This window comes from Algoriphagus sp., assembly GCF_039969895.1.
Taxonomy (GTDB): Bacteria; Bacteroidota; Bacteroidia; order Cytophagales; family Cyclobacteriaceae; genus Algoriphagus.
On the sequence record NZ_JBDVMZ010000004.1, the window covers coordinates 223,564 to 243,618 of the forward strand.

19 protein-coding genes are annotated in these 20,055 nt (G+C 40.8%); 9 read left to right on the forward strand and 10 right to left on the reverse strand.

What is annotated here, in order from left to right:
- Positions 1 to 518 precede the first annotated feature (518 nt).
- From ABJH64_RS01990 to arfB, 4 genes are all read right to left on the reverse strand, one after another.
- Positions 519 to 1,769: an NAD(P)/FAD-dependent oxidoreductase gene (locus ABJH64_RS01990; RefSeq protein WP_348276010.1), complete on the reverse strand. Its 1,251-nt coding sequence runs from the start codon at positions 1,767 to 1,769 to the stop codon at positions 519 to 521.
- Positions 1,770 to 1,959: 190 nt separating this feature from the next.
- Positions 1,960 to 2,847, reverse strand: coding sequence for a hypothetical protein (locus ABJH64_RS01995; RefSeq protein ID WP_348276011.1), 888 nt, complete (start codon positions 2,845 to 2,847; stop codon positions 1,960 to 1,962).
- A gap of 12 nt (positions 2,848 to 2,859) precedes the next feature.
- Complete coding sequence (locus ABJH64_RS02000; protein ID WP_348299630.1) at positions 2,860 to 4,899, reverse strand: hypothetical protein; 2,040 nt, start codon at positions 4,897 to 4,899, stop codon at positions 2,860 to 2,862.
- Positions 4,900 to 5,214: 315 nt separating this feature from the next.
- Entirely contained in the window at positions 5,215 to 5,646 is a 432-nt protein-coding gene (gene arfB / locus ABJH64_RS02005; RefSeq protein WP_348276682.1) for an alternative ribosome rescue aminoacyl-tRNA hydrolase ArfB, read from the reverse strand.
- A gap of 296 nt (positions 5,647 to 5,942) precedes the next feature.
- On the opposite strand from arfB, the gene ABJH64_RS02010 reads away from it, so the two are divergent.
- On the forward strand, positions 5,943 to 6,971 hold the full coding sequence (locus ABJH64_RS02010) for a sugar phosphate isomerase/epimerase (RefSeq protein ID WP_348276683.1): 1,029 nt from the start codon (positions 5,943 to 5,945) through the stop codon (positions 6,969 to 6,971).
- A 127-nt stretch (positions 6,972 to 7,098) separates the two neighbouring features.
- Here ABJH64_RS02010 and ABJH64_RS02015 read toward each other — a convergent pair whose 3' ends face one another.
- The 5 genes from ABJH64_RS02015 to ABJH64_RS02035 form a co-directional block, all read right to left on the reverse strand.
- A complete protein-coding gene (locus tag ABJH64_RS02015; RefSeq protein ID WP_348276684.1) occupies positions 7,099 to 7,590 on the reverse strand; it encodes a DNA starvation/stationary phase protection protein in 492 nt (163 codons plus the stop codon).
- Between the two features lie 269 nt (positions 7,591 to 7,859).
- Positions 7,860 to 9,272, reverse strand: coding sequence for a sigma-54 dependent transcriptional regulator (locus ABJH64_RS02020; RefSeq protein ID WP_348276685.1), 1,413 nt, complete (start codon positions 9,270 to 9,272; stop codon positions 7,860 to 7,862).
- Between the two features lie 3 nt (positions 9,273 to 9,275).
- Entirely contained in the window at positions 9,276 to 9,725 is a 450-nt protein-coding gene (locus ABJH64_RS02025) for a response regulator (RefSeq protein WP_348276686.1), read from the reverse strand.
- 54 nt (positions 9,726 to 9,779) lie between these two features.
- Complete coding sequence (locus tag ABJH64_RS02030) at positions 9,780 to 10,031, reverse strand: hypothetical protein (protein ID WP_348276687.1); 252 nt, start codon at positions 10,029 to 10,031, stop codon at positions 9,780 to 9,782.
- A gap of 73 nt (positions 10,032 to 10,104) precedes the next feature.
- The gene (locus ABJH64_RS02035) at positions 10,105 to 10,257 is read right to left on the reverse strand and encodes a lmo0937 family membrane protein (protein ID WP_348276688.1); all 153 of its coding nucleotides are present in this window, start codon (positions 10,255 to 10,257) and stop codon (positions 10,105 to 10,107) included.
- Positions 10,258 to 10,444: 187 nt separating this feature from the next.
- Here ABJH64_RS02035 and ABJH64_RS02040 point away from each other — a divergent pair, with 187 nt between their 5' ends.
- From ABJH64_RS02040 to ABJH64_RS02075, 8 genes are all read left to right on the forward strand, one after another.
- Positions 10,445 to 11,887, forward strand: coding sequence for a CHASE3 domain-containing protein (locus ABJH64_RS02040; RefSeq protein ID WP_348276689.1), 1,443 nt, complete (start codon positions 10,445 to 10,447; stop codon positions 11,885 to 11,887).
- 93 nt (positions 11,888 to 11,980) lie between these two features.
- Positions 11,981 to 12,424: a response regulator gene (locus tag ABJH64_RS02045; RefSeq protein ID WP_348276690.1), complete on the forward strand. Its 444-nt coding sequence runs from the start codon at positions 11,981 to 11,983 to the stop codon at positions 12,422 to 12,424.
- 9 nt (positions 12,425 to 12,433) lie between these two features.
- Complete coding sequence (locus tag ABJH64_RS02050; RefSeq protein WP_348276691.1) at positions 12,434 to 13,879, forward strand: ATP-binding protein; 1,446 nt, start codon at positions 12,434 to 12,436, stop codon at positions 13,877 to 13,879.
- Positions 13,880 to 14,023: 144 nt separating this feature from the next.
- Entirely contained in the window at positions 14,024 to 14,533 is a 510-nt protein-coding gene (locus ABJH64_RS02055) for a YdeI/OmpD-associated family protein (RefSeq protein ID WP_348276692.1), read from the forward strand.
- A gap of 63 nt (positions 14,534 to 14,596) precedes the next feature.
- The gene (locus ABJH64_RS02060) at positions 14,597 to 15,316 is read left to right on the forward strand and encodes a LamB/YcsF family protein (protein WP_348276693.1); all 720 of its coding nucleotides are present in this window, start codon (positions 14,597 to 14,599) and stop codon (positions 15,314 to 15,316) included.
- Positions 15,313 to 16,008, forward strand: coding sequence for a 5-oxoprolinase subunit PxpB (pxpB, locus tag ABJH64_RS02065; RefSeq protein ID WP_348276694.1), 696 nt, complete (start codon positions 15,313 to 15,315; stop codon positions 16,006 to 16,008). Before ABJH64_RS02060 ends, pxpB begins: the two co-directional genes overlap by 4 nt.
- Entirely contained in the window at positions 16,005 to 16,877 is an 873-nt protein-coding gene (locus ABJH64_RS02070) for a biotin-dependent carboxyltransferase family protein (RefSeq protein ID WP_348276695.1), read from the forward strand. Before pxpB ends, ABJH64_RS02070 begins: the two co-directional genes overlap by 4 nt.
- Positions 16,878 to 17,081: 204 nt before the next feature.
- Complete coding sequence (locus ABJH64_RS02075) at positions 17,082 to 18,593, forward strand: DUF4301 family protein (protein ID WP_348276696.1); 1,512 nt, start codon at positions 17,082 to 17,084, stop codon at positions 18,591 to 18,593.
- Positions 18,594 to 18,654: 61 nt separating this feature from the next.
- Here ABJH64_RS02075 and ABJH64_RS02080 read toward each other — a convergent pair whose 3' ends face one another.
- Positions 18,655 to 19,818 (reverse strand): class I SAM-dependent RNA methyltransferase, encoded by a 1,164-nt coding sequence (locus tag ABJH64_RS02080; RefSeq protein WP_348276697.1) that lies wholly within the window; start codon positions 19,816 to 19,818, stop codon positions 18,655 to 18,657.
- Between the last annotated feature and the right edge of the window lie 237 nt (positions 19,819 to 20,055).

The following is a 20,055-nucleotide window of genomic DNA, read 5'->3' on the forward strand; positions in this document are numbered from 1 at the left end:
CTATTTTCACTTTTTTCAAAAAGATGGTTCTCCCTGAGTTTTTGTTGAAAACACGTGACTTTATATTAATGGCCAACTTCTTAGGGTAGTTGCCGGATGGGTGAGCCTTTCGGCATTTTCGGTTTTGAGCTTGGTTTCTAGCGGTCAAGGAAATCTCTTTGCCCCCAAGGAACAAGACTTTAAGAAATTGTTGCAAAGCAATTTTTAGACTTAGGCCAAGTTGAAGATGGAATCATTTTTTAAGTCCTAAAGGCAGGACAAAATCCCGCCATTAATTCAGCCCAAAACAGCAATAAACCTCTCAGCGGAAAGAAAAGAGGCTTAAAACTTTCTGCCAGCCCGCCTGAATACGGGTTAATTTTTAGCCGCCAAAAACTAACACAGAACAACTTTTAACTAATGACAAAGAAGGCTCAAATTGGTGAAAGTTTTCACAAAATAGAGACTTGGTTCTCTTTAATAGATTTGAAGTAGAACTGCATTTCTTCAACCATAAAGTCAGCGTAGAGCCAAAAACATTAATAAACTGAAACGAAGCTATGCGTCACAGCTTCCGCTGCGATCCTTCCGGAAGTCATTGCCGCATTGATAGAACCGTTCAACAGATAATCACCAGCCAAATAGACATTATCCGAAATCTTAGCCTCAGTAAATGGAATGCTGTATTTCATATCATCCACCGTTGGGATAGCATAGGAAAGAAAATAAGACTTCACAAATTTAAAGTACTCTGCATTGATCCTCGAAATCTTCTCCAATTCTGCTTGCACTGCTTTGATCAATTCCTTCTCTGATAAATCAGCATCTAAAATTGAAACCGAAAGAAGTGCTCTGCCATTTTTAGCATAAGCGGATGACACATCCGTCATAAATACCAGGTTATTGATCAAATGATTCTCACCAGGGATCAAGCCTATCATAGCGCGAGACATGAATGATTTATGAAGGGAAAAATAAAGCGTAACTACTGATTTTGGTTTGGCAAATTGCCCCTGCATCTGCTTCATAAAGCGATCCGGCTGCGTGGCAATAATAATTCGATCTGCAAAGATAGTTTCCCCACTTTCCAACTCTATCTCCTGGCCTTGAACTGAAGTCACTTTACAATTGAAATGAAACTCTGTTCGCTCTAGTTGACGACGGAGCATCTTTGGAATCTCTATCATCCCTTTTTCCGGTACAGCCCCCATACCTTGAGAAAACATCTTGAAGACAAACTCAAACATCCTCGAGGAGGTTTGTAGCTCCTTTTCCAGAAAAATCCCTCGGAAAAACGGTTTGAAGAAGTTGGAAATAATCTGATCTGTAAACCCATAGGCGATCAAGTACTGATGGGTAGAAATGGAAGGCTCTTCGAAAATCTGCTCAATAGACTTGTTTTTGAGCATCTGGGTTAGATTGAACATTTTCACTTTGTCAAAAAAGCTCCCCACATGGGAGAATGCCATATTGACTACTTTGAGCGGATTGCGCAATGGATCAGAAACTACAAAAGTCTCGGTTTCACCAAAAATCACCGCTCCTGGTTCAAAAAACTTCAAGTTGAGCTCCGCTAGATTTAAGTATTTTTTGGCCTCAGGGTAGGCTGTCAGTAGTACCTGAAAGCCATGATCAAGCAAATAACCATCTACCTCATCGGTTTTCATCCGCCCCCCTATTCCACTGCTAGCTTCTAGAATTACAGGAGAAAATCCTGCTTTTTCTAGCTCTAAAGCAGCCACTAAGCCCGCTACACCCGCACCGATAATGTATATTTTTTGATCATTCATTTCTTGATTATTAAAGATTAAAGAACTAGTTTCTATTAAACAAGATTTCTCTGAATTTGTAACTGAAGCCTACAGAGATTGTTTAGGTAAAATTTTATTAAAATAAAATTAGTTATACAAGTTCCTCAACCTAAAGTCATTGCCTATTCCCTTATTTTTTTATTGAGCTAGTTTTCTCACTTAGGCACTCTTAAATCTGTCCTTTCACCCAGGGAATACCAAGTAAAAAATAGTGACTCAAAATTTCTCCAAACACCACCGGGTTTTCTACTAATACCTCCAAAACCACGTCTGCGATAGTTTTTCTCCTAGCTTCATTTGCTACGACAAACCAAGCTTGAGAAAGTTGAATGTTATCATCTGTCTTCACTTTATCCGGACTAGCGAGTATGCATGAAGTAGCTCCGCTTAAATACCAAGCCAAAGCTATATTTTCCGGGTAATCTCGGTCTAGCGTCGAGCAAGTAAACCAAAGCGTAAAGTTCAGGCAGTTTCCGCTGTGAAAGTTCAATAGATCAGAGGTATGCAATTGATCATATCCACGAAGCTTATCACCTTCTCCATGTCCCCAATACACCCAGTTTCCCTCCATTTTTGAAATAATCGGCAAAATATCCAGTTTGAAATAATCACCAGGGTGATAAGTTTGACAATTTCTCCCCTCCCCCAGCAGAAGCAATTTGGTATAAGCAGGCTGATACTGGCATGTTAGGTGAGTTTCATTAAGCAAATTCTCATTTGACTCCAAGTCTAGCCTAGCTAGCTCTTCCTCTACTTGTAACCAACTATCAGAAAAGTAAATGGATAAAATCCACCTGAAGGTAGAATTTGTCTGAATCATATTTGGCCAAAGGTCAATTCTATCACCAGAAGCAAAATAGTTTGGAAGAATAAGCATCGCAGAGCTGACGTCTCTTTTTGCTAAGGTCTTATGGAGGTGGGTGACAAATTCCTTCAAATCGATCAATGAGTCCTCAGTATATGGAATGCAAAAATAGAGAGGCTGAATTGAATTCAACCTCTCTGTAAAAATAGTAGCCTCTTTATACCAGTCTTCTGGTAAAATGACAGCTCTCATTAGCTAAAAGAATTAATTATTGATCAAAACCAAATTAGTCTTCAGTTGCAAATCTGCTAGCCTAAACGGCTTGATAACGAACCTCGACTTATGAACTTGCTTAGCAAATGGACGCAATAAATCCACAGGAATTTTTGTCTTTTGGCCATCGAATTCGGCTTTCCAGAATTCCTCCACCACTACCGCTTGTTGTTCCCGCTCCAAATTTGACAATTTACCCTTTGCGTTGACAAGGTCAGCTTCGGATAGATTATATGCTTTTCCAAAAAACTGTGAATGAAGCGCTTCTATCATATATACCCCACCGGAAGTAACAGCCTGCCACACATGGGTCAACTCATGAATCAGGGTATCCATACGTAATGTTGATCCCGATTTATAATTGATCACATACATAGTGGTGAATGGACGATTTTTGTTCATCCACATGATCAGATCTGCGGCAAGACTTGCATCAGTCAGTTTCACCCGATCTAAATCTATAGAAACTCCAAACACTTTCTCTGCCTGTATTCTTTCTTCAGCATTCAACCCTCTATGTGAACCGAAAATATCCATCAAAATAGCAAAGATCAAAGCTGCAATGGAGGCTCCAAGTTTGGTGGCTTCTATCATCAAGGTTACCGCCGATTTCCCGATTTCTATCAATCCTTTAATCAAGCCGCTCCTGAAGGCGTCTCTCACATTGGTAGCTATTTCTTTCAGTACCTCTCTCCAATGATTCACTGTACCGATCAAAGCAGTGATGAGCGTACGAATTACAGAAAGAGACTTAGTCGCGATCACCTCTAAAATATCCTTCATTTGAGTCCAGATTACACGCAGAGCCTCCATTAGTCGCTTGACCTGAGCTGCCGTAAATCTGGCTATTTCATTTATTATCAAGGTCAGTGCTGTAGCCATGTCTTTCAGAGCACCTATAATATTGGCTAACTGCTGAACAGTTCTGTTTACGACTTCTTTCAAAATATCAAAAATAGTGGCCCCCATTTCTCGAAGTGCCTCTATCGCCCTTCGTGCAATAAGTCTGGAGTAGTTCACCACAGCGGTCATAATCTCTCCTATCGTCCTTCCGATTTTTCGTAATTCCTGAACCAATCTTTTAGCAAAATCATGAGCAAAGCGATCCAGTCTGTATATGAAGTCAATGACTTTCTTTCCAGCATCCAGCAATGATTTCACTACAGCGTTCAATTTAGCTGTAGCCATTTTTGCAACCTCAAGTAGCAATGAAGTAAAAGAGCCTAATAAAGCTTCCAGTTTGACCAAGGCGGACTTTAAAGTGCTTGCTGCCTGACCAATAGCCCAGTTCAGCACTTCAATTCCTTTCTTGCCAGCTTCTATCACTGCTTGAATAAACTTATTCAAAACAGCCAGACTTTTTTTCACCGCTTCCTGCAAAACCATTGCTACTGATTTGCCGGCAGCCATCACAGCTTCTACAAAATCTGAAATCTTATCCTGGGCCCATGAGGCAACTTTCGAAATGGCATCCGCAAGATTTCTGCCTGCGGCTGCAATAGCATCCGCTACTGTATTAATCGCGCCTACCACCGCATCTACCACAGAGCCCGCCGTGTCTTTCACCCAGCCCCAAAAACCGTCCGTATCATCTGGAACAGCACCCGTTTTCAAGATTTTGCCAGCTGCGCTGAGCCATTCTGCTATATCCTTGATATCGCCTCCTTCAGCAAAATAATCTGTCATTAAGCCTCCGGCCTCATTTCTCTTCATTCTGGCAATCTGATGTACCAATAAAGGAGCTTGTTTATTCTTCAAAAAACTTTGCACGACCACTTTTCGGGAAGCAGGAATGGAAGAAGCAGACCAGGAGGCAAGCTCAAATGCTTCTTCATAATCTCCTGTTTGGCTGCGTAGCAATATTGCTTTGGAGGTCAGATCCAGATCTGCCGAACTCTTGTCGGCACTGATTTTCAAAACTTGCTGGATATTTTTTCTATCCACGTTCAAAAGATGCATGCTTTCAAATCTTGTTTTCAAGCTCTTGCTTGATTGAATAGTTTTCAATTGAGACTCACTTAGATTTCCCATCGTGTTAAAAGTTTAATTTTTAAAAATTGATTTATGATGAAGCTAAAGTAGGGTGATCCCTTATCTATGAGCTATCCGGATTTACTAAAAAAAAATTTTATAAAATGAATCTTTGCAATTCTATTCATGAAGGCCCTATCCTGTCCCGAGGAAAATGAGAGCCGTTAAAAATCAACTAACACGAATTTGACTCACTTTCAATTTCCCACTTTACTAGCCAGACCGTACAGTTCTGATCGGATATTTCGAGGCGAAGCATGGAGTATATTCTATTAAATTTCAGATACTTATACTACTCAAATTAAAAAACAAGCGCTATTCCTTCCAGCTTCTATTAGCTTTCTTTTCAGATTGATTTTTCTTCGCTTTCAAGCGTTTTTCAATAGCGCCTTTTTTAGGTTTAGTGGCTTTTCTGATTCTTTTCTTTTGAAAAGCTTTGCGAAGCAAATCCTCAAACTTCCGGATAACCAATGCCTTGTTCTGTATCTGAGAGCGCTTTTCTTGGGATTGAAGCAGCAGCACACCTGTCTGGTCTGTCTTAGTTGATAGTTTGTCGAGGAGCAAAAGCTTTTCCTCCTCATTTAAAACCTGAGAGTTGGGAATATCAAATTTGAGCTGAACTTTGGTCTCCACCTTATTGACATGCTGACCGCCGGCTCCACCACTTCTGGAGGTGAGGAATTGAAGTTCACCAAGAAAGTCTTCCCTTGTGATTCGCTCTGCAATATTTTTCTCTTGGTAATCCATTTTCTCGAAAGTTCTATTCACGCTATAATTCAAAACAGTATATGACCAGTCAGCCTGAAAATAAAATTAGGCGTAAACTTTTGGGCAAAAAAGAGAAAGTAAATACTAATTTGTATGTCTATGCCCTTTTCTACCAATAAAGAAGCAAGGTAATAAAGGAAAGGTCAACCTTAAGATTTAAGAATACTACTTTGATCGGACTCCCGATCTTATAAGTAGAGAATTTAGGGCCACTGGCATCATTGCGGATCATCATACTTATTTGATATTCAACTTAACTCTCAAACCCAGAACACATGAAAAATAGAAGAGAATTTCTGATTAAATCTACACTCGGATTAGGTGGACTTGCCCTTGCGCCTTCCTGGCTACACGGTGCTCCTGCCATCATCAAATCACTCAATAAACCAAACTCGCTGATCAACGGCGTGCAAATAGGATGCATCACGTATTCATTCAGGTCCATGCCAGATCAAAGTGCCGAAGCCACCCTTAAATACGTGCTTGACTCAGGGCTTTCTGCCATCGAGCTGATGGGAGATCCGGCGGAGTCTTTTGCCGGAAAACCAAAAAACCCAGTCAATATGCGGGAAATGTATCCGCTATTAGCCAAGCAAAGGAGAAATGAAGAGCTATCTGCTGATGAAAAGGCGAAGCTGGCGGATCTCACTTCCCAATCCGACGCCTATGCAAAGGAAGCAGAAGCTTGGAGAAAAAAAGTAGGAACGGCTCCATTTGAGAAAATGCGAAAAATGTATAACGATGCCGGTGTAAGTATCTATGCCTTTAAGCCTAATTCCTTCGGAATCAATGCCTCTGATGAGGAAATAGCCTATGGCATGAACGCTGCCAAAGCACTGGGAGCATCACATGTCACCCTTGAGCATCCTTCTGATGATGCACATACGCTTAGGTTAGGGAAGTTGGGCGAAAAATATAAGATGTCTGTGGGCTACCATGGTCACGAACAGGAGACTTTTACTTTCTGGGACACAGCATTAAAGCAAAGCAAAAGAAATGGCCTCAATTTGGACGCTGGACACTACATAGCTGCCGGCAATACTGACCTGATTCCCCTGATAGAAAAGCAGCATAGCCGAATTCTCAGCATGCATACCAAGGATAGACAAACGCCTGCAAATGGTAAAGGAAACCTCGCCTGGGGCACTGGTGACACACCTATTCCTGAGCTACTTCAACTGATGGCAAAAAACAAGTATAAGTTCCCCGCTACCATAGAGTTAGAATACAAAATACCTGAGGGATCAAATCCTGTAAAAGAAGTTCAAAAGTGTGTTGAATTTTGTGAAAAAGCGCTAGCTTAGGGATAATACTCGATTGAAACTTAAGTTTTTCAACCTATTTTTTGAAGCGGCTTTGGAATGGCCGCTTTTTTTTTGCAGAAAAAAAACCGCAGCTACCACTGCGGTTTTAATTAATTTATGCTTTGGATTATTTAGAGAACATGGTGAACATCCACATTCTTTTCTCAATATCTCCCACAAAGCGAGTCAGCATGTCTGCGGTAGCGATGTCATCAGCTTCTTCGGCTGCTTTGGCAGCTTTACGATGAGACTGAGCCAAAATTCCCAAACCATCAATCACGTGCTTCACGCATTCATCTCCATTAGAGACATCCGTGATTTCCTTGTGAATCGTATTTTTCAAATAGTCAGTGTATGAATGTAATGGCTTAAATCCTATGGTCACAATTCTCTCGGCCATCTCGTCAATATTTTCATAAAGCTGAGTATATAATTCTTCGAATCGTACATGAAGATCGAAGAAATTTTCTCCTTTCACGTTCCAGTGAAATCCTCGCACATTTTGGTAGAAAATATGATAATCAGATAGTAAGTCATTCATCTTATCTGATACATTTTTCATTGCTTTTGTGTCCAATTTCAAATGATTTGCTAGGGTTGCTTTTGCTGTGGTTGTCATATGTGATGTATTTAAATTTTAATTTTTGAAACTATGCTACTATAAGTTCAAGTGCTGTGCCACGCTGTGGGTTCCCATAGGAAAGAGCGAGATCTTGAGTTATACAAAGAGACTATTTTGAAGTTGGGCTTGAATGAAAAATAAAACGTAGATCTTCTAGTCTAGGGAATACACTGAAGTGAAATCGATATGAAAAAAATTCCCCATATCGTTGAAATTAAGCACAAAAAAAACCCGGAACTGTGTCCGGGCTAGGCGTTCAACTTTTACTATAAATCGTATTGCTTCATTTTATTGAAGAGAGTTTTACGGTCAATTCCTAGTTGCTTAGCAGCTTGAGTTCTATTGTATTTCACTTCTTCCAGGACTTTTTTGAGAACTTCTGCCTCTGCTTCTGCAGCTGCATCTTTCAAATTTAACGGCATTTTGCTCGTTTTATTTTCCGACTTTTCTGAATCTGACTCATAAAAGTTGAATTTCTGAGCATAGACAATTTCTGGTGGCAAAGCCGAAACAAGCATTTTGCCACCGTCAGTAAGTAAAGTAGCCCTACGAATTACATTTAGCATTTCTCGAAGGTTGCCAGGCCATGGGTATTCTTTCAATACATCCATGACTTTCTCATCAAATCCAAATACTTTCTTGTTCAATTCTGCATTAGAAAGCTCAAGGAAGTGGTAAGCAAATGCTTCAATATCTGCTTTTCTGTGACGTAGAGGTGGAACTACAATACTAAACTCATTGAATCTGAAGTATAAATCTTCTCTAAACTTCCCCTCAGCGACAGCCTTGCGTAGGTCTTCATTGGAAGCTACCAGAATTCTTACATCAATTGACTTATCCTTTGTGCCTCCAATTCTTCTCAATTTACGCTCTTGAACGAGCCTTAATAGGCCAACTTGTGTCTCATAAGAAAGATTGGCAATCTCATCCAAAAATATAGTTCCTCCATCTGCCAGTTCAAATTGTCCTGGCTTCTCTGTCAGTGCTCCTGTGAAAGAGCCTTTCTCATGCCCCCATAGCTCAGATCCTGCGAGTTCTTTGGTCAGCGCACCGCAATCCACCGCAATGAAAGGTTTTCCAGCGCGCTCACTTTGATCGTGGATAGTACGGGCGATGTTTTCCTTACCAGCTCCACTTTCACCGTAGATGACTACGCTCAAGCTAGTAGGTGCTACAAGAGCTACCTCTTTATACAATTTCTTAGATTCTGGCCCAGTGCCTCTGAGATAGCTGGACTCAGATTTTGCGGCTTTGGGAGCTGTCTCTTTTTTCTGTTGAGTTGCCTTAGAGACTGTCTGAATATTGGATTTATTGGCTTTAGAAGCTGAAAGCGCTCGCTCAATAAGATTGATTATTTCATCAGGAATGAGCGGCTTGGTGACATAGTCGAAAGCTCCATTTTTGATTACTTCAACTGCTATTTTCACATCTGCATACCCTGTGATAATGGCGACTTGGGTTCCGGGAGATATTTCTCTCACTTTCATCAATACGTCCCTACCTTCCATATCTCGTAACTTAAAGTCACAGAAAATGAGGTCGTAAAAAGTATTTTTGACCATATCCAGGCCATTTTTCCCTGAAATAGTCGTTTCTACCTCGTAGCCTTTCTTGGTGAGAAATCGCTCCAGAAGTTGACAGATATCTATGTTGTCATCGATCACTAGAATCTTAGCCATGATTTACTTAGTATTGGTTGGGTTGGATATTTGAGTCTGGACCACCTGATCCAGTCGCGCTATGTTGAAGGGTTTGCTTAGAAAATCAAGCGCTCCATATTGGATGGCTTCTATTTTTACTTCGTTATGATCAAAGGCGCTCATCATGATTACTTTATGATTGAACTTTCCCGAATTGATATGCTTTAATTCATTCAGCCCATTTCCGTCTGGTAGGTTTACATCCAGAAAAACCAGTTCAGGTTTTGACTGGTCAAATAATTTTCTTCCTTCTCCTAGTGTTCCGGCTGAAACCACAGAAAATCCTTTTTTTTCCAAAAAACGGGTCAAAAGATTTCTGATTTCTAATTCGTCATCTATTACAAGTATTAATTTTTTCTTCATCTCTGGCTCATCTGCTCCGTGATCACTAGGGTAATTCTTAAAATTTGAGAAATGGTAAATGTCAAGCAAGTTTAAAGAAAAGGTGTAGCTATTAGCCACACCTTTTCAAAATTCTAAACCTATTTACTTCACTTTATCTACTTTTTCCTTGGCAGATTGCAACGCCGCCTTAGTGGCATCGATACCGTCTGATTTTGCTTCAAGCATTTTTGTTTTGACATCTCCGAGAATATCTTTGACATCACCCATCAGCTTATTCAATTTTTTCTTTTGAGGACCAAAGTCATCTTTATTTTTGTAGAGGTATGCTCCTACTAGAGCTCCTGTCAAAAGTCCGCTAAGCCAAAGTGTTTTATTTATTCCTGATTTGTTCATGGTTTTTTTACGTTAGTTGTGAAAAGATTTCAAATTTCTTTGATTAATAATGAAGTGGAATGACCGAGAAAGACTAAATTCCTCTTCCTGAGATCAGTCTGAATAGCACGGCTATTACTGCCAATACTAGTAATACGTGGATCAAACCTGATGCGCTGTAAGCAAATACTCCTACTAGCCATCCGATAAGGAGAATCACTGCGATGAAATACAATAAAGAGCTCATAATTTTGGTGTTTAGGTTGTGTGATTTAGTTTCATCACATTATTCAACTGCTATGCCTTTATTCTTAAATACCTTAAAAACGCCCCTAAATGAGTTATAAGAGCCCTTTCCTAAGTTTATAAACTAATTTTCAGCCAATATTATATTCTTTACGAGAAAATAATTCCCCAATCAGGGGATAATCACAATGAAAGACGAACATAAAACATCCCTTCGCCAAGTCAAAACATATTCTATCGTCACGTTGATCCTAATTATAATAGGAAGTGGCGTCTCCTATTGGACAGCCGGTCGGATAGATTTCTATACCAAGGAAGTAATGCACACCTCAGACGTTCTACAGCGGACAGATGAGCTGTATGCCAGTATTCTAGAAAGAGAGACCAATATTAGAGGATATGTGATTTCGGGAAATGAGGACTTTTTGACTTATTACCAACAGTCCAATATTGACGCAGATCTACTTCTGAATGAGCTTCAAGCATTGACGGAGGACAACGCTCAGCAACAAAATAATATTGAAGAACTCAGGGGTCTAATCCAATCCAGAGTCAGGACATTTGATGCTAGTATTGCTCATATGAAAGAGCATGGAGACATATCTGGATTTTTGGATCCGAACGTGGTCGATAATGCATTGCATGGCTATCTGCTAATCAAAGCAGCAATAATCCGCATTAACGATGTAGAAAACGCCCTTTTTATAGATAGAAATCAAGGCCTTATTAATAACATCAACGCGCTTCCTTTTATCGTAGGGCTCATTTCTATCTTTTCTATCACCATTGGGTTGGTGACTTTTTTCTCTATCTACCAATACAACAAAGCACAACAAGTGGCCAATAGAGAAATCAGCCGCTATCAGCAAAAACTAAGAGATCAAATCCAGCTTCTCGATGACTCAAACAAGGAATTAGAGCAATTTGCCTACGTAGCCTCGCATGATTTGCAGGAGCCATTGCGCAAAATCACCGCATTCTCTGATCTTCTCAATGAACAATATGCTGACAAACTAAAAGGAGACGGAAGTATTTATCTGAATAGAATTACAGCAGCCGCGGTACGCATGCGGCTGTTGATTACAGATCTGTTGGAATACAGCAGGGCTGGTAAAATCGATAGTGAAAATATAAAATATGTCAAACTAACTCGAGTTATCAATGAGATGCTAGAGGATTTTGAAATAGCAATCAAAGAAAAATCAGCAAAAATCACGCTGGGGAAACTTCCTAAAGTGGAAGGCTCGGAAACAGAATATCGGCAGGTTTTTCAAAATTTGATTTCTAATTCACTTAAATTCTCCAAGCCTGAATCCATTCCGGAAATCACCATAAAATCAGAACCGGCAGCACCAGAATTAGTCGCTAAATTTTCTACCCTAGATCCTTCACAAAAATACCATTTGATCAAACTCAGTGATAATGGTATTGGATTTGACCAGCAATATGCAGATAGAATCTTCTCAATCTTTCAGAGGCTGCATGGCAAAAAAGATTTTGAGGGCACAGGAATTGGTCTGTCGATCACTCGAAAAATCATAGAAAAATATGGCGGAGTAATCTTTGCAGAAAGCAGCGCCGGTAAAGGTGCTACTTTCAATATACTATTACCCGTCCTAAAACAAACTTAAGTGCGCTAATCACTAAAACTTTTGTTTAATTATAAAAATCATGCTTATCTTTTCATTACTATTCAACTTGTGTTCGCCCCATACTATATGCTCATGTCCTTTGAAAAACCCATCCAAATCTTAGTTGCTGAAGACGATGAAGATGATAAACTATTGATTTTAAAGGCCTTTGAAAGGACTTTACCCAAAGAAAAAGTCACCTGCGTGGATGACGGAGAGGCACTACTGAAGTATTTGAAGCGAATCGCTCCCTATGATGATCTAGAAAAATACCCTAAACCGGACATCATCTTACTAGACCTCAATATGCCAAGGAAAGACGGTAGAGAGGCTCTGGCTGAAATCAAAAGTAATGACGAACTAAAATCTATCCCTGTAATTATTTTCACCACCTCAAATCACGTGGATGACATACAAGTCACGTACAAAATGGGGTCTAGCAGCTACATTACTAAGCCAGCCTCTTTTGATGAACTTGTGAAAGTCACCGAAGAAATCGAGAACTACTGGTCCAAAACAGTTTTGTTGCCAGGCTAAAGAAAAATTATGATAAGTACCGAAACCATCAAAATACTCTATGTGGATGATGACCAGGATGATTTTTTCTTGGTGTATAGTTTACTGAAGAAAATACCGGATACTAATTACGAACTCAAAGGTGCCAATAGCCTAGAAGAAGCACTTGAAGTATTAGATCAAGGTTTTGATGTTTACTTAGTAGATTATAGACTGGGCAAGGATACTGGCCTAGAACTGATCCAAGAAATAAAGTCTATCCAAAAACATGCTCCAGTAATCATGCTCACCGGTATGAACTCTGGTAATCTGGATAGAGAAGCCCTTACTCTTGGAGTTTCTGATTACTTGATCAAGGGCGAGTTTGACGCCAATCTCTTGGATAGAACGCTCCGATATGCCATTCGTGATGCTAGACTGATAGAGTCCCTTGCAAGTGCTGCTGTCAAATTCCGCTCAATTTTCGAATTGGCTAGTGATCCTTTTCTCTTGATGAATGATGAAGGGAAAATTTTGGAAGCAAACCCTGCCTTTTTGAAAAAATTTGGACACAAAGCCTTCAATCCTATTTCTAAGAGAGCGTACTTTTTCAAAGATTTATTGGTCGATGAATCCTCCAAGCAGGAACTGGATGATTTGTTTTTCAACATGCAGGAGCTCTATGATATGGAAGCATTGATGACGGTGGATTCAGGTCATACGATCAATAGTCTTATCAGTATTGTGAAGCAGGACATGGGAGTCTTCCAGGTTTTGATTAAGGATATGAGTGCCATCAAAGCCAAAGAGGAAGAAGAGCTAAATTTGAAAAAATTCTCTTCCACAGGCAGAATTGCAAGACTCCTTGCCCACGAAGTGAAGAACCCGCTGACGACGATTTTACTCTCTGCGGACCAATTGCACCTAGAACTTCCAGAGAACGTACTGGCAGAAAGTGGCGATTTGATCGATGTAATTCGACGCAACTGCGATCGCATCAACCACCTCGTCACACAGCTTTTGGACAGCACACGATTCACAGAGCTAGATTCCAAAAATCACTCCATCAACACACTGCTAGACGAGTCTCTTGAGCAAGTCCAAGATCGTATAGAATTCAAAGGTATTTCTGTTACCAAGCAGTATCAATCTGACATTTGCGATATTCAAGTAGATGGAGAGAAGGTGAAAATAGCCCTGATCAACTTGCTCGTAAATGCCATAGAAGCAATGTCTGAAAACACTGGTAAGCTTTTGATTAAGACCAGTGTGAAAAACAATCAATGTAGAATTGAGATTCGCGATAATGGTGAGGGCATACCAAAGGAAAATTTAGAACGATTGTTTGAGCCTTTCTTTACAAGTAAAGTAACCGGTTCTGGTTTGGGATTGACCAACACTCAAAATATCATCCTGAGTCATGGTGGCTCAATACGGGTGAAAAGTGAAATTGGAAAAGGCACTTCGTTTTTTATCTCCTTCAATCTTTCAAGCTAAAGTCAGAGTTATTTTCCTTCTGAATCTCCAGGGAAAAAAGATGCCTTTCGCACAGCAAAACCTTTCATTTAAAAGTTTGTCGCTTGGGAGAAGGTTACGACTAGAAGAAATTTAGAAGCACGGCTATCAAAAAGACAACTAGAAATGATAGAATTCCAAGGAGAATTAGCCGCATTCCAATTCAATCATTGGCAATACCACGTGCCGCTTACTGAGGAAATATCCAGCCAGATGATGGATGCAAAGCACCGCCGGGTATTAGTTTGGATAAAAGATGAAGGACCATTCCACATGGCACTTATGAAAGCCAAGGACTATTGGTATCTATTGATCAATCAAGAACTCAGAACACGATTCCACCTCGATGACGACACCTCTTTTTCCTTAAAAATAGAAAGAGATCACAGCGAATATGGACATGAGATGCCCGAGGAACTTCAAGTGCTAATGGATCAAGATGAAGAAGGTGCTTACTATTTTGAAGGTCTCACCCCCGGAAGCCAGCGAATGATGATCTATACAGTCAACAAAGTCAAAAACCCGGAAAGTAGAATGAAGAAAGCATTAGCTATCATTCATCACCTCAAGCTAGCTAAGGGAAAACTAGATTACAAACAACTCAATGAACTCATCAAATATTACAATAAGTTATAGCAACTCACCGATTTGCCTAACTGACTTTTAGTAATTTGAGCCAAACACAAAGTTTCTAATCCCATGCTAAAACTGCCAGAAATAAACTGTGATTTGGGTGAGGGAATTCCTAATGAGGAGCTGATCTACCCGCTCATTGATACCGCCAGCATTGCCTGCGGAGGACATTTCGGGAATAAAAACACGATAAGTCAAAGCATCGGATTGGCGCGAGCCTACCAGAAAAAAGTAGGTGCTCATCCCTCCTATCCAGATCAAAAAAACTTCGGAAGAAAAACCATGGAAATTTCACGTGAAGACCTCCAAAAGTCCATCCTGAATCAAATCCAGACGTTTGAACTACAAGCTGAAAAAGCCAAGCTTCCCATGGATCACATCAAATTCCACGGCGCCTTATACAACGATGCTGCCTCCAACTCAGAATTCGCCGACCATTTGACAGATTTTATCGCAAGCAATTTTTGGCAAACGGCACTTTTCATACCACCACATTCTCAGCTAGCGTACTTTGCTGAGCAGAAAGGTTTAATTCTGAGGAATGAAGTGTTTGGAGATCGTTGCTACCAAGACAATTATCAACTTATGCCTAGGTCTGAATCAGGAGCACTGATGGTTTCAGTAAGCGAGATTTCTGCGCAGCTCGAAACCCTGCTCCACTATGGCTATGTGAGCTCAGCCTCTGGAGAAAAACTTCAGATGAAAGCCGATACAATCTGCTTCCATGGAGATAATCCTGAAATAGCAACTATTCTATCCTCGATTAGAAAAAGGTTTTGGACATGAAACCTGCTTTAAGCCAAATAACTCCCCTGCTCTATGAGTTTGAATGGAAATCAGCCATTTCTGATACGCTACTTCAGCGTCAGTTAAGTTTCAGGTCAAAACTCCAGCAAGCATTTTCCAAGGAAATCTTAGAGCTCAGGATGGGTTTTAAAACACTTGCCTTTGTCCTGGGAAGGCCAATCGCAGCAAAGGAACTAAGTCAATGGCTAGCTTCTCTAACTTTAGAGGAGACACTGCTGACACTTCCAGAGAAAATCTGGCAAATCCCAGTTTGTTACTCAGATGAAACTGGGCGAGACTTGGCAACTTTGTCAAAAGCCAAGAACATCAGCAAGGAAGAACTCATCTTTCATCATACTCAGCCCTTGTATAGACTTCATTTCTATGGTTTTTTACCTGGCTTTATGTATTTGAGTGGGTTGTCCGAAATGCTTCACAGTCCGAGAAAAAGCGTCCCCGATCGAGCCGTTCCTGCAGGGTCGGTCGCGATTGGTGCAGATCAGACTGGTATTTATCCGTCGGTCAGTCCAGGTGGCTGGCATCTCATCGGACAGACTCCAACCCGTCTTTTTGACCCTAATCAGACCATCCCAGTGTTTGCAGAACCTGGTGAGCGCATAGAATTTATTCCTATTTCCGTACTTGAATATGACCTTTTGAAAAGACATCCAAACCCACCCAATTTCAGATGATTCGGGATATTGGCTATATGACAATTTTGAAAACAGCCCCTGGAACCTCCGTCCAGGATCAGGGAAGAATGGAATTTGGGGCATTTGGGGTTCCTAGAGCAGGGATTATGGATCAGCGCTCATTCGATTGGGTCAATCATCTGTTAAAAAACAAAAAAACAGCTGCCGTTTTAGAGATCTTACAACCTGGTCTAAAGATCCAATTTGATACCCCTACACTCATTTGCTTAGCTGGTGCAAAAGCGACCGTAAACCTAAATGGGGAATCCATTCCAAGTTTTGGCTTAGTACAAATTCGTGCTGATGATCTAATCGAAATTGGTGCGTTTGATAAAGGTGCTGTTTTCTATATAGGAATCAAAAATGGCTTTCAAACTGAGCAAGTAATGTCTTCCCGCAGTTGGTTTGCAGGAATTACGAACGTTGGTTTTGCAAATAAAGGTGACCAAATACCCTATTTCACCACTCAGGAAGTGCCTGCATTCACCGCCTCTAAAGTTAGATACGATTTCGCATGGCAGTCTCAAAAAGTGATTGAGGTCTATCCTGGGCCAGAATGGAAGTTATTGGACAAGAAAACGCAAGAATTGATTGAATCCGAAGAATTCACCATCTCCGAACTCAAAAACAGAATGGCGATTCAACTCCTTGAATTGCTTCCCAATGAGCTACCCCAAATGGCTACTGCACCTGTTTTTCCAGGTACGGTACAATTAACCTCTGGAGGAAAAATAATTATTCTAATGAAAGATGGGCAGGTCACTGGCGGGTATCCACGGATTCTTCACCTGATGGATGAGTCACTAGCTATTTTGGCACAAAAGAATTCTAGGGATAAGATCAGGTTTAAGTTGAAATGGCTGATTTAAACCAAGAGGTATGATTATTGGATTTGATGTGACGGTCCAGCTTCTGGAGAAGCAGGGCAGCAGTAGAAGCAGGACAACAGGAAACTCTGTGAAAGCTTTATGCACCTTGCAAATAAAAAAAAGACTTCTAAAAAAATCCACCTCCATCTTGAGGAAAGGCATATTCCCTAGTATCTTACACTTTTACACCGAACCCAAAACCACATGAATACGACCTTAAAAAATCAGATTGAAACTCAGGGAATGAACCCTGAAACCGTAGAACAACAGATTCAGCATTTCCAAAATGGTTTTCCTTTTCTCAACATTACCGCACCAGCTACCCCGGGTGACGGAATCAAGGTGATGTCGGAAAAAGAACTTAGCCATTATATGGCTACCTATCCAGATCAAGCTTCCAAAGTGGAGGTTTTGAAATTTGTCCCTGCCAGCGGCGCAGCATCTCGGATGTTCAAGGATCTCTTTGCTTTTCTGGAAGGTGACGGAGATATCAGCAAGTCAGCGTTTGTTCAGAAATTCATGAACAACATCGAGAAATTCGCATTCTATGAGGATTTGGACGAGGTACTGGAAAGTCAAGGAAGCAGCATTTACCAAGCGCTAGCTAGCAAAGATTACAAAAGCATCTTGGCGGCCCTGCTTCTAGATGAGGGACTTGGCTATGGGAATCTACCGAAGGGTTTGTTGAAATTTCACCGCTACAAAGATGGACGCAGAACTCCCGCATACGAGCATCTAATCGAAGGGGTGCAATATGCTATCGGCACTGGCTCTCTGGTCAAAATTCACTTCACTGTTTCGCCAGAGCATGCCTCCAAATTCAAACAGGAGATTGAAAGGATTCTTCCGGGTATAGAAAAAGAATTTGGGGTCAATTTCGAAATAAGCTATTCTCAACAGAAAAAATCCACCGATACAATCGCCGTAAATACGGATAACACACCGTTTACTGAAGAAGATGGAAGCCTATTATTCAGGCCTGCGGGTCACGGCGCTTTGCTAGAAAACCTCAATGAAGTTTCAGCAGACTTGATTTTCATCAAGAATGTGGACAATGTCGTTCCTGACCGATTGAAGGAGGAAACCAAGAATTATAAAATGGCAATAGGCGGTTTGCTGCTCGAAGTTCAGGAGAAAGTTTTTGATGCTTTGCGAAATTTAGAAAAGGGGGAAAATGAAACCTCACTGAAAAAAGCCGAGGAAGTTTTCACTAATGTAGTGGGGGCTAAACTTCCAGAAAACTTCTCTAATCTATCAGATGAGGCAAAAGGAGCATTTTTGAAAATGAAACTCGATAGACCGATGCGGGTTTGCGGAATGGTAAAAAACACCGGAGAACCTGGTGGTGGACCATTCTGGGTCAAAGAGGCAGATGGCTCGCAATCTCTACAAATCCTGGAAACTGCTCAAATTGATCTGAATGATCCTGCATCAAAGGGGCATTTCAATGCTGCCACCCACTTTAATCCAGTTGACTTGGTATGTGCGACGAGAAACTACAAAGGAGAGGCATTCGATCTATTGAAATATCGCGATAGGATGACGGGCTTTATTACAGAGAAATCAAAGAGTGGAAAAGATCTCAAAGCACTGGAATTACCTGGACTTTGGAACGGTGCCATGGCTGGTTGGAATACCATCTTTGTGGAAGTTCCGCTGATCACCTTCAATCCTGTGAAAACCGTGAATGATCTGCTGAGAGAAGAACACCAGTAAAAATTAAAAAGCTGAAGTCTGAAGTCTGAAATTTCAGATTTTTGACTTCAGCTTTCTTAATTTACTCCTCTTTTTTCCCCGCGTACAAATCATATTTTAGCAAGCGGCAGTCAATCGTTCCATTCCAGAACTCGATCCTTCGACTTGCTTTTAGCCCGATTTTTTTAGCTAATTCCAGATTTCCTGTGAATATATACCCTCGGTATCCTGCACATTTTTGTTTGAGGAAATCCCCCATTCGTTTATAAGTCAATTCTAATTCATCGTTCTCCCCTAGCCTTTCACCATATTCCGGGTTGAACATGATCACACCACGTGGTCTTTCTGGGATTTCTGTTTCGGCAAAGTCACAAACCTGGAATTCAATCATGTGATCCACTCCTGCTGTGATTGCATTTTCCTGAGCGAAAGAAATCGCTTGCAATGAAATATCCGAAGCAATAATCTTCAAATCAGGAAGCTCCATAATTTTACTTTCAAGCTTTTTCTTCTTTGCCAAAAAGGCGTGTTCCTCATAGCCCAAAATATGCTGGAAAGAATAATGATCTCTGTAAAGCCCTGGATAACGCTTCGTGGCCATCAGGGCCGCTTCGATCGCCAAAGTCCCTGAACCACACATAGGATTGATAAAAGGAACACGGGTGTTCCATTCCGTGGCATAAATCGTAGCTGCTGCCAACGCTTCCATCATGGGAGCTTTTCCCGGGATCTTTCGGTAGCCATGCTTGGCGAGTGTATCTCCTGATGTATTGATATAGACAGAGCATTGGGTGTCTTTCCAGTACACCTGAAAAACCAATCCATCGAAATCGGAACCCGAATCAGGCCTTCTCCCATGAATCTCGCGAAAACGATCTACAATGGCATCTTTGACCTTCACATTGACAATCAGCGGTGTAGTGATACTCTCATTCTCAGCAACTGAGCTAACGGAGAAATAACCATCTACATCCAAATATTCCTCCCATGGAATAGCCTTGAATCTTCTATAAATATCGTCTGCATTACGCAGGTAAAAAGATTTGATTTCGTACAAAACCTGTGAAGCTGTGCGCAAATGCAGGTTGAGATCCATGCATTCTTCCATAGTGGCACGAAGTTCTACTCCAGTTCTAGAGACAGATTCAGGCACAAAACCGAGTTCGCGAACTTCCTTTTCCAAGTAAGAAACTGAGCGATCCTTACAGGTGACAAAAACTTTTCCTTTGAGATTAAAATCAAGCATGCGCAAAAGTAAGCAATGCGTAGGACATGTTTTTTTCAATTTTAAGGATGATTATTCCTTGAAGGATCTCTCCAGAAAGCAATCGGCATGTCGATTCCAAACAAATTGCCTGTCATAGGGAAGTCACCAGCCAATTTCAAATCCTAACTCAAGTGAATCATTTCTCCCAAAAGTGTTAAGCAATTATAGACGAATCAAACAGATGGCAAAGGAGCTAAGCAGTGCTTTTTGCGTCTA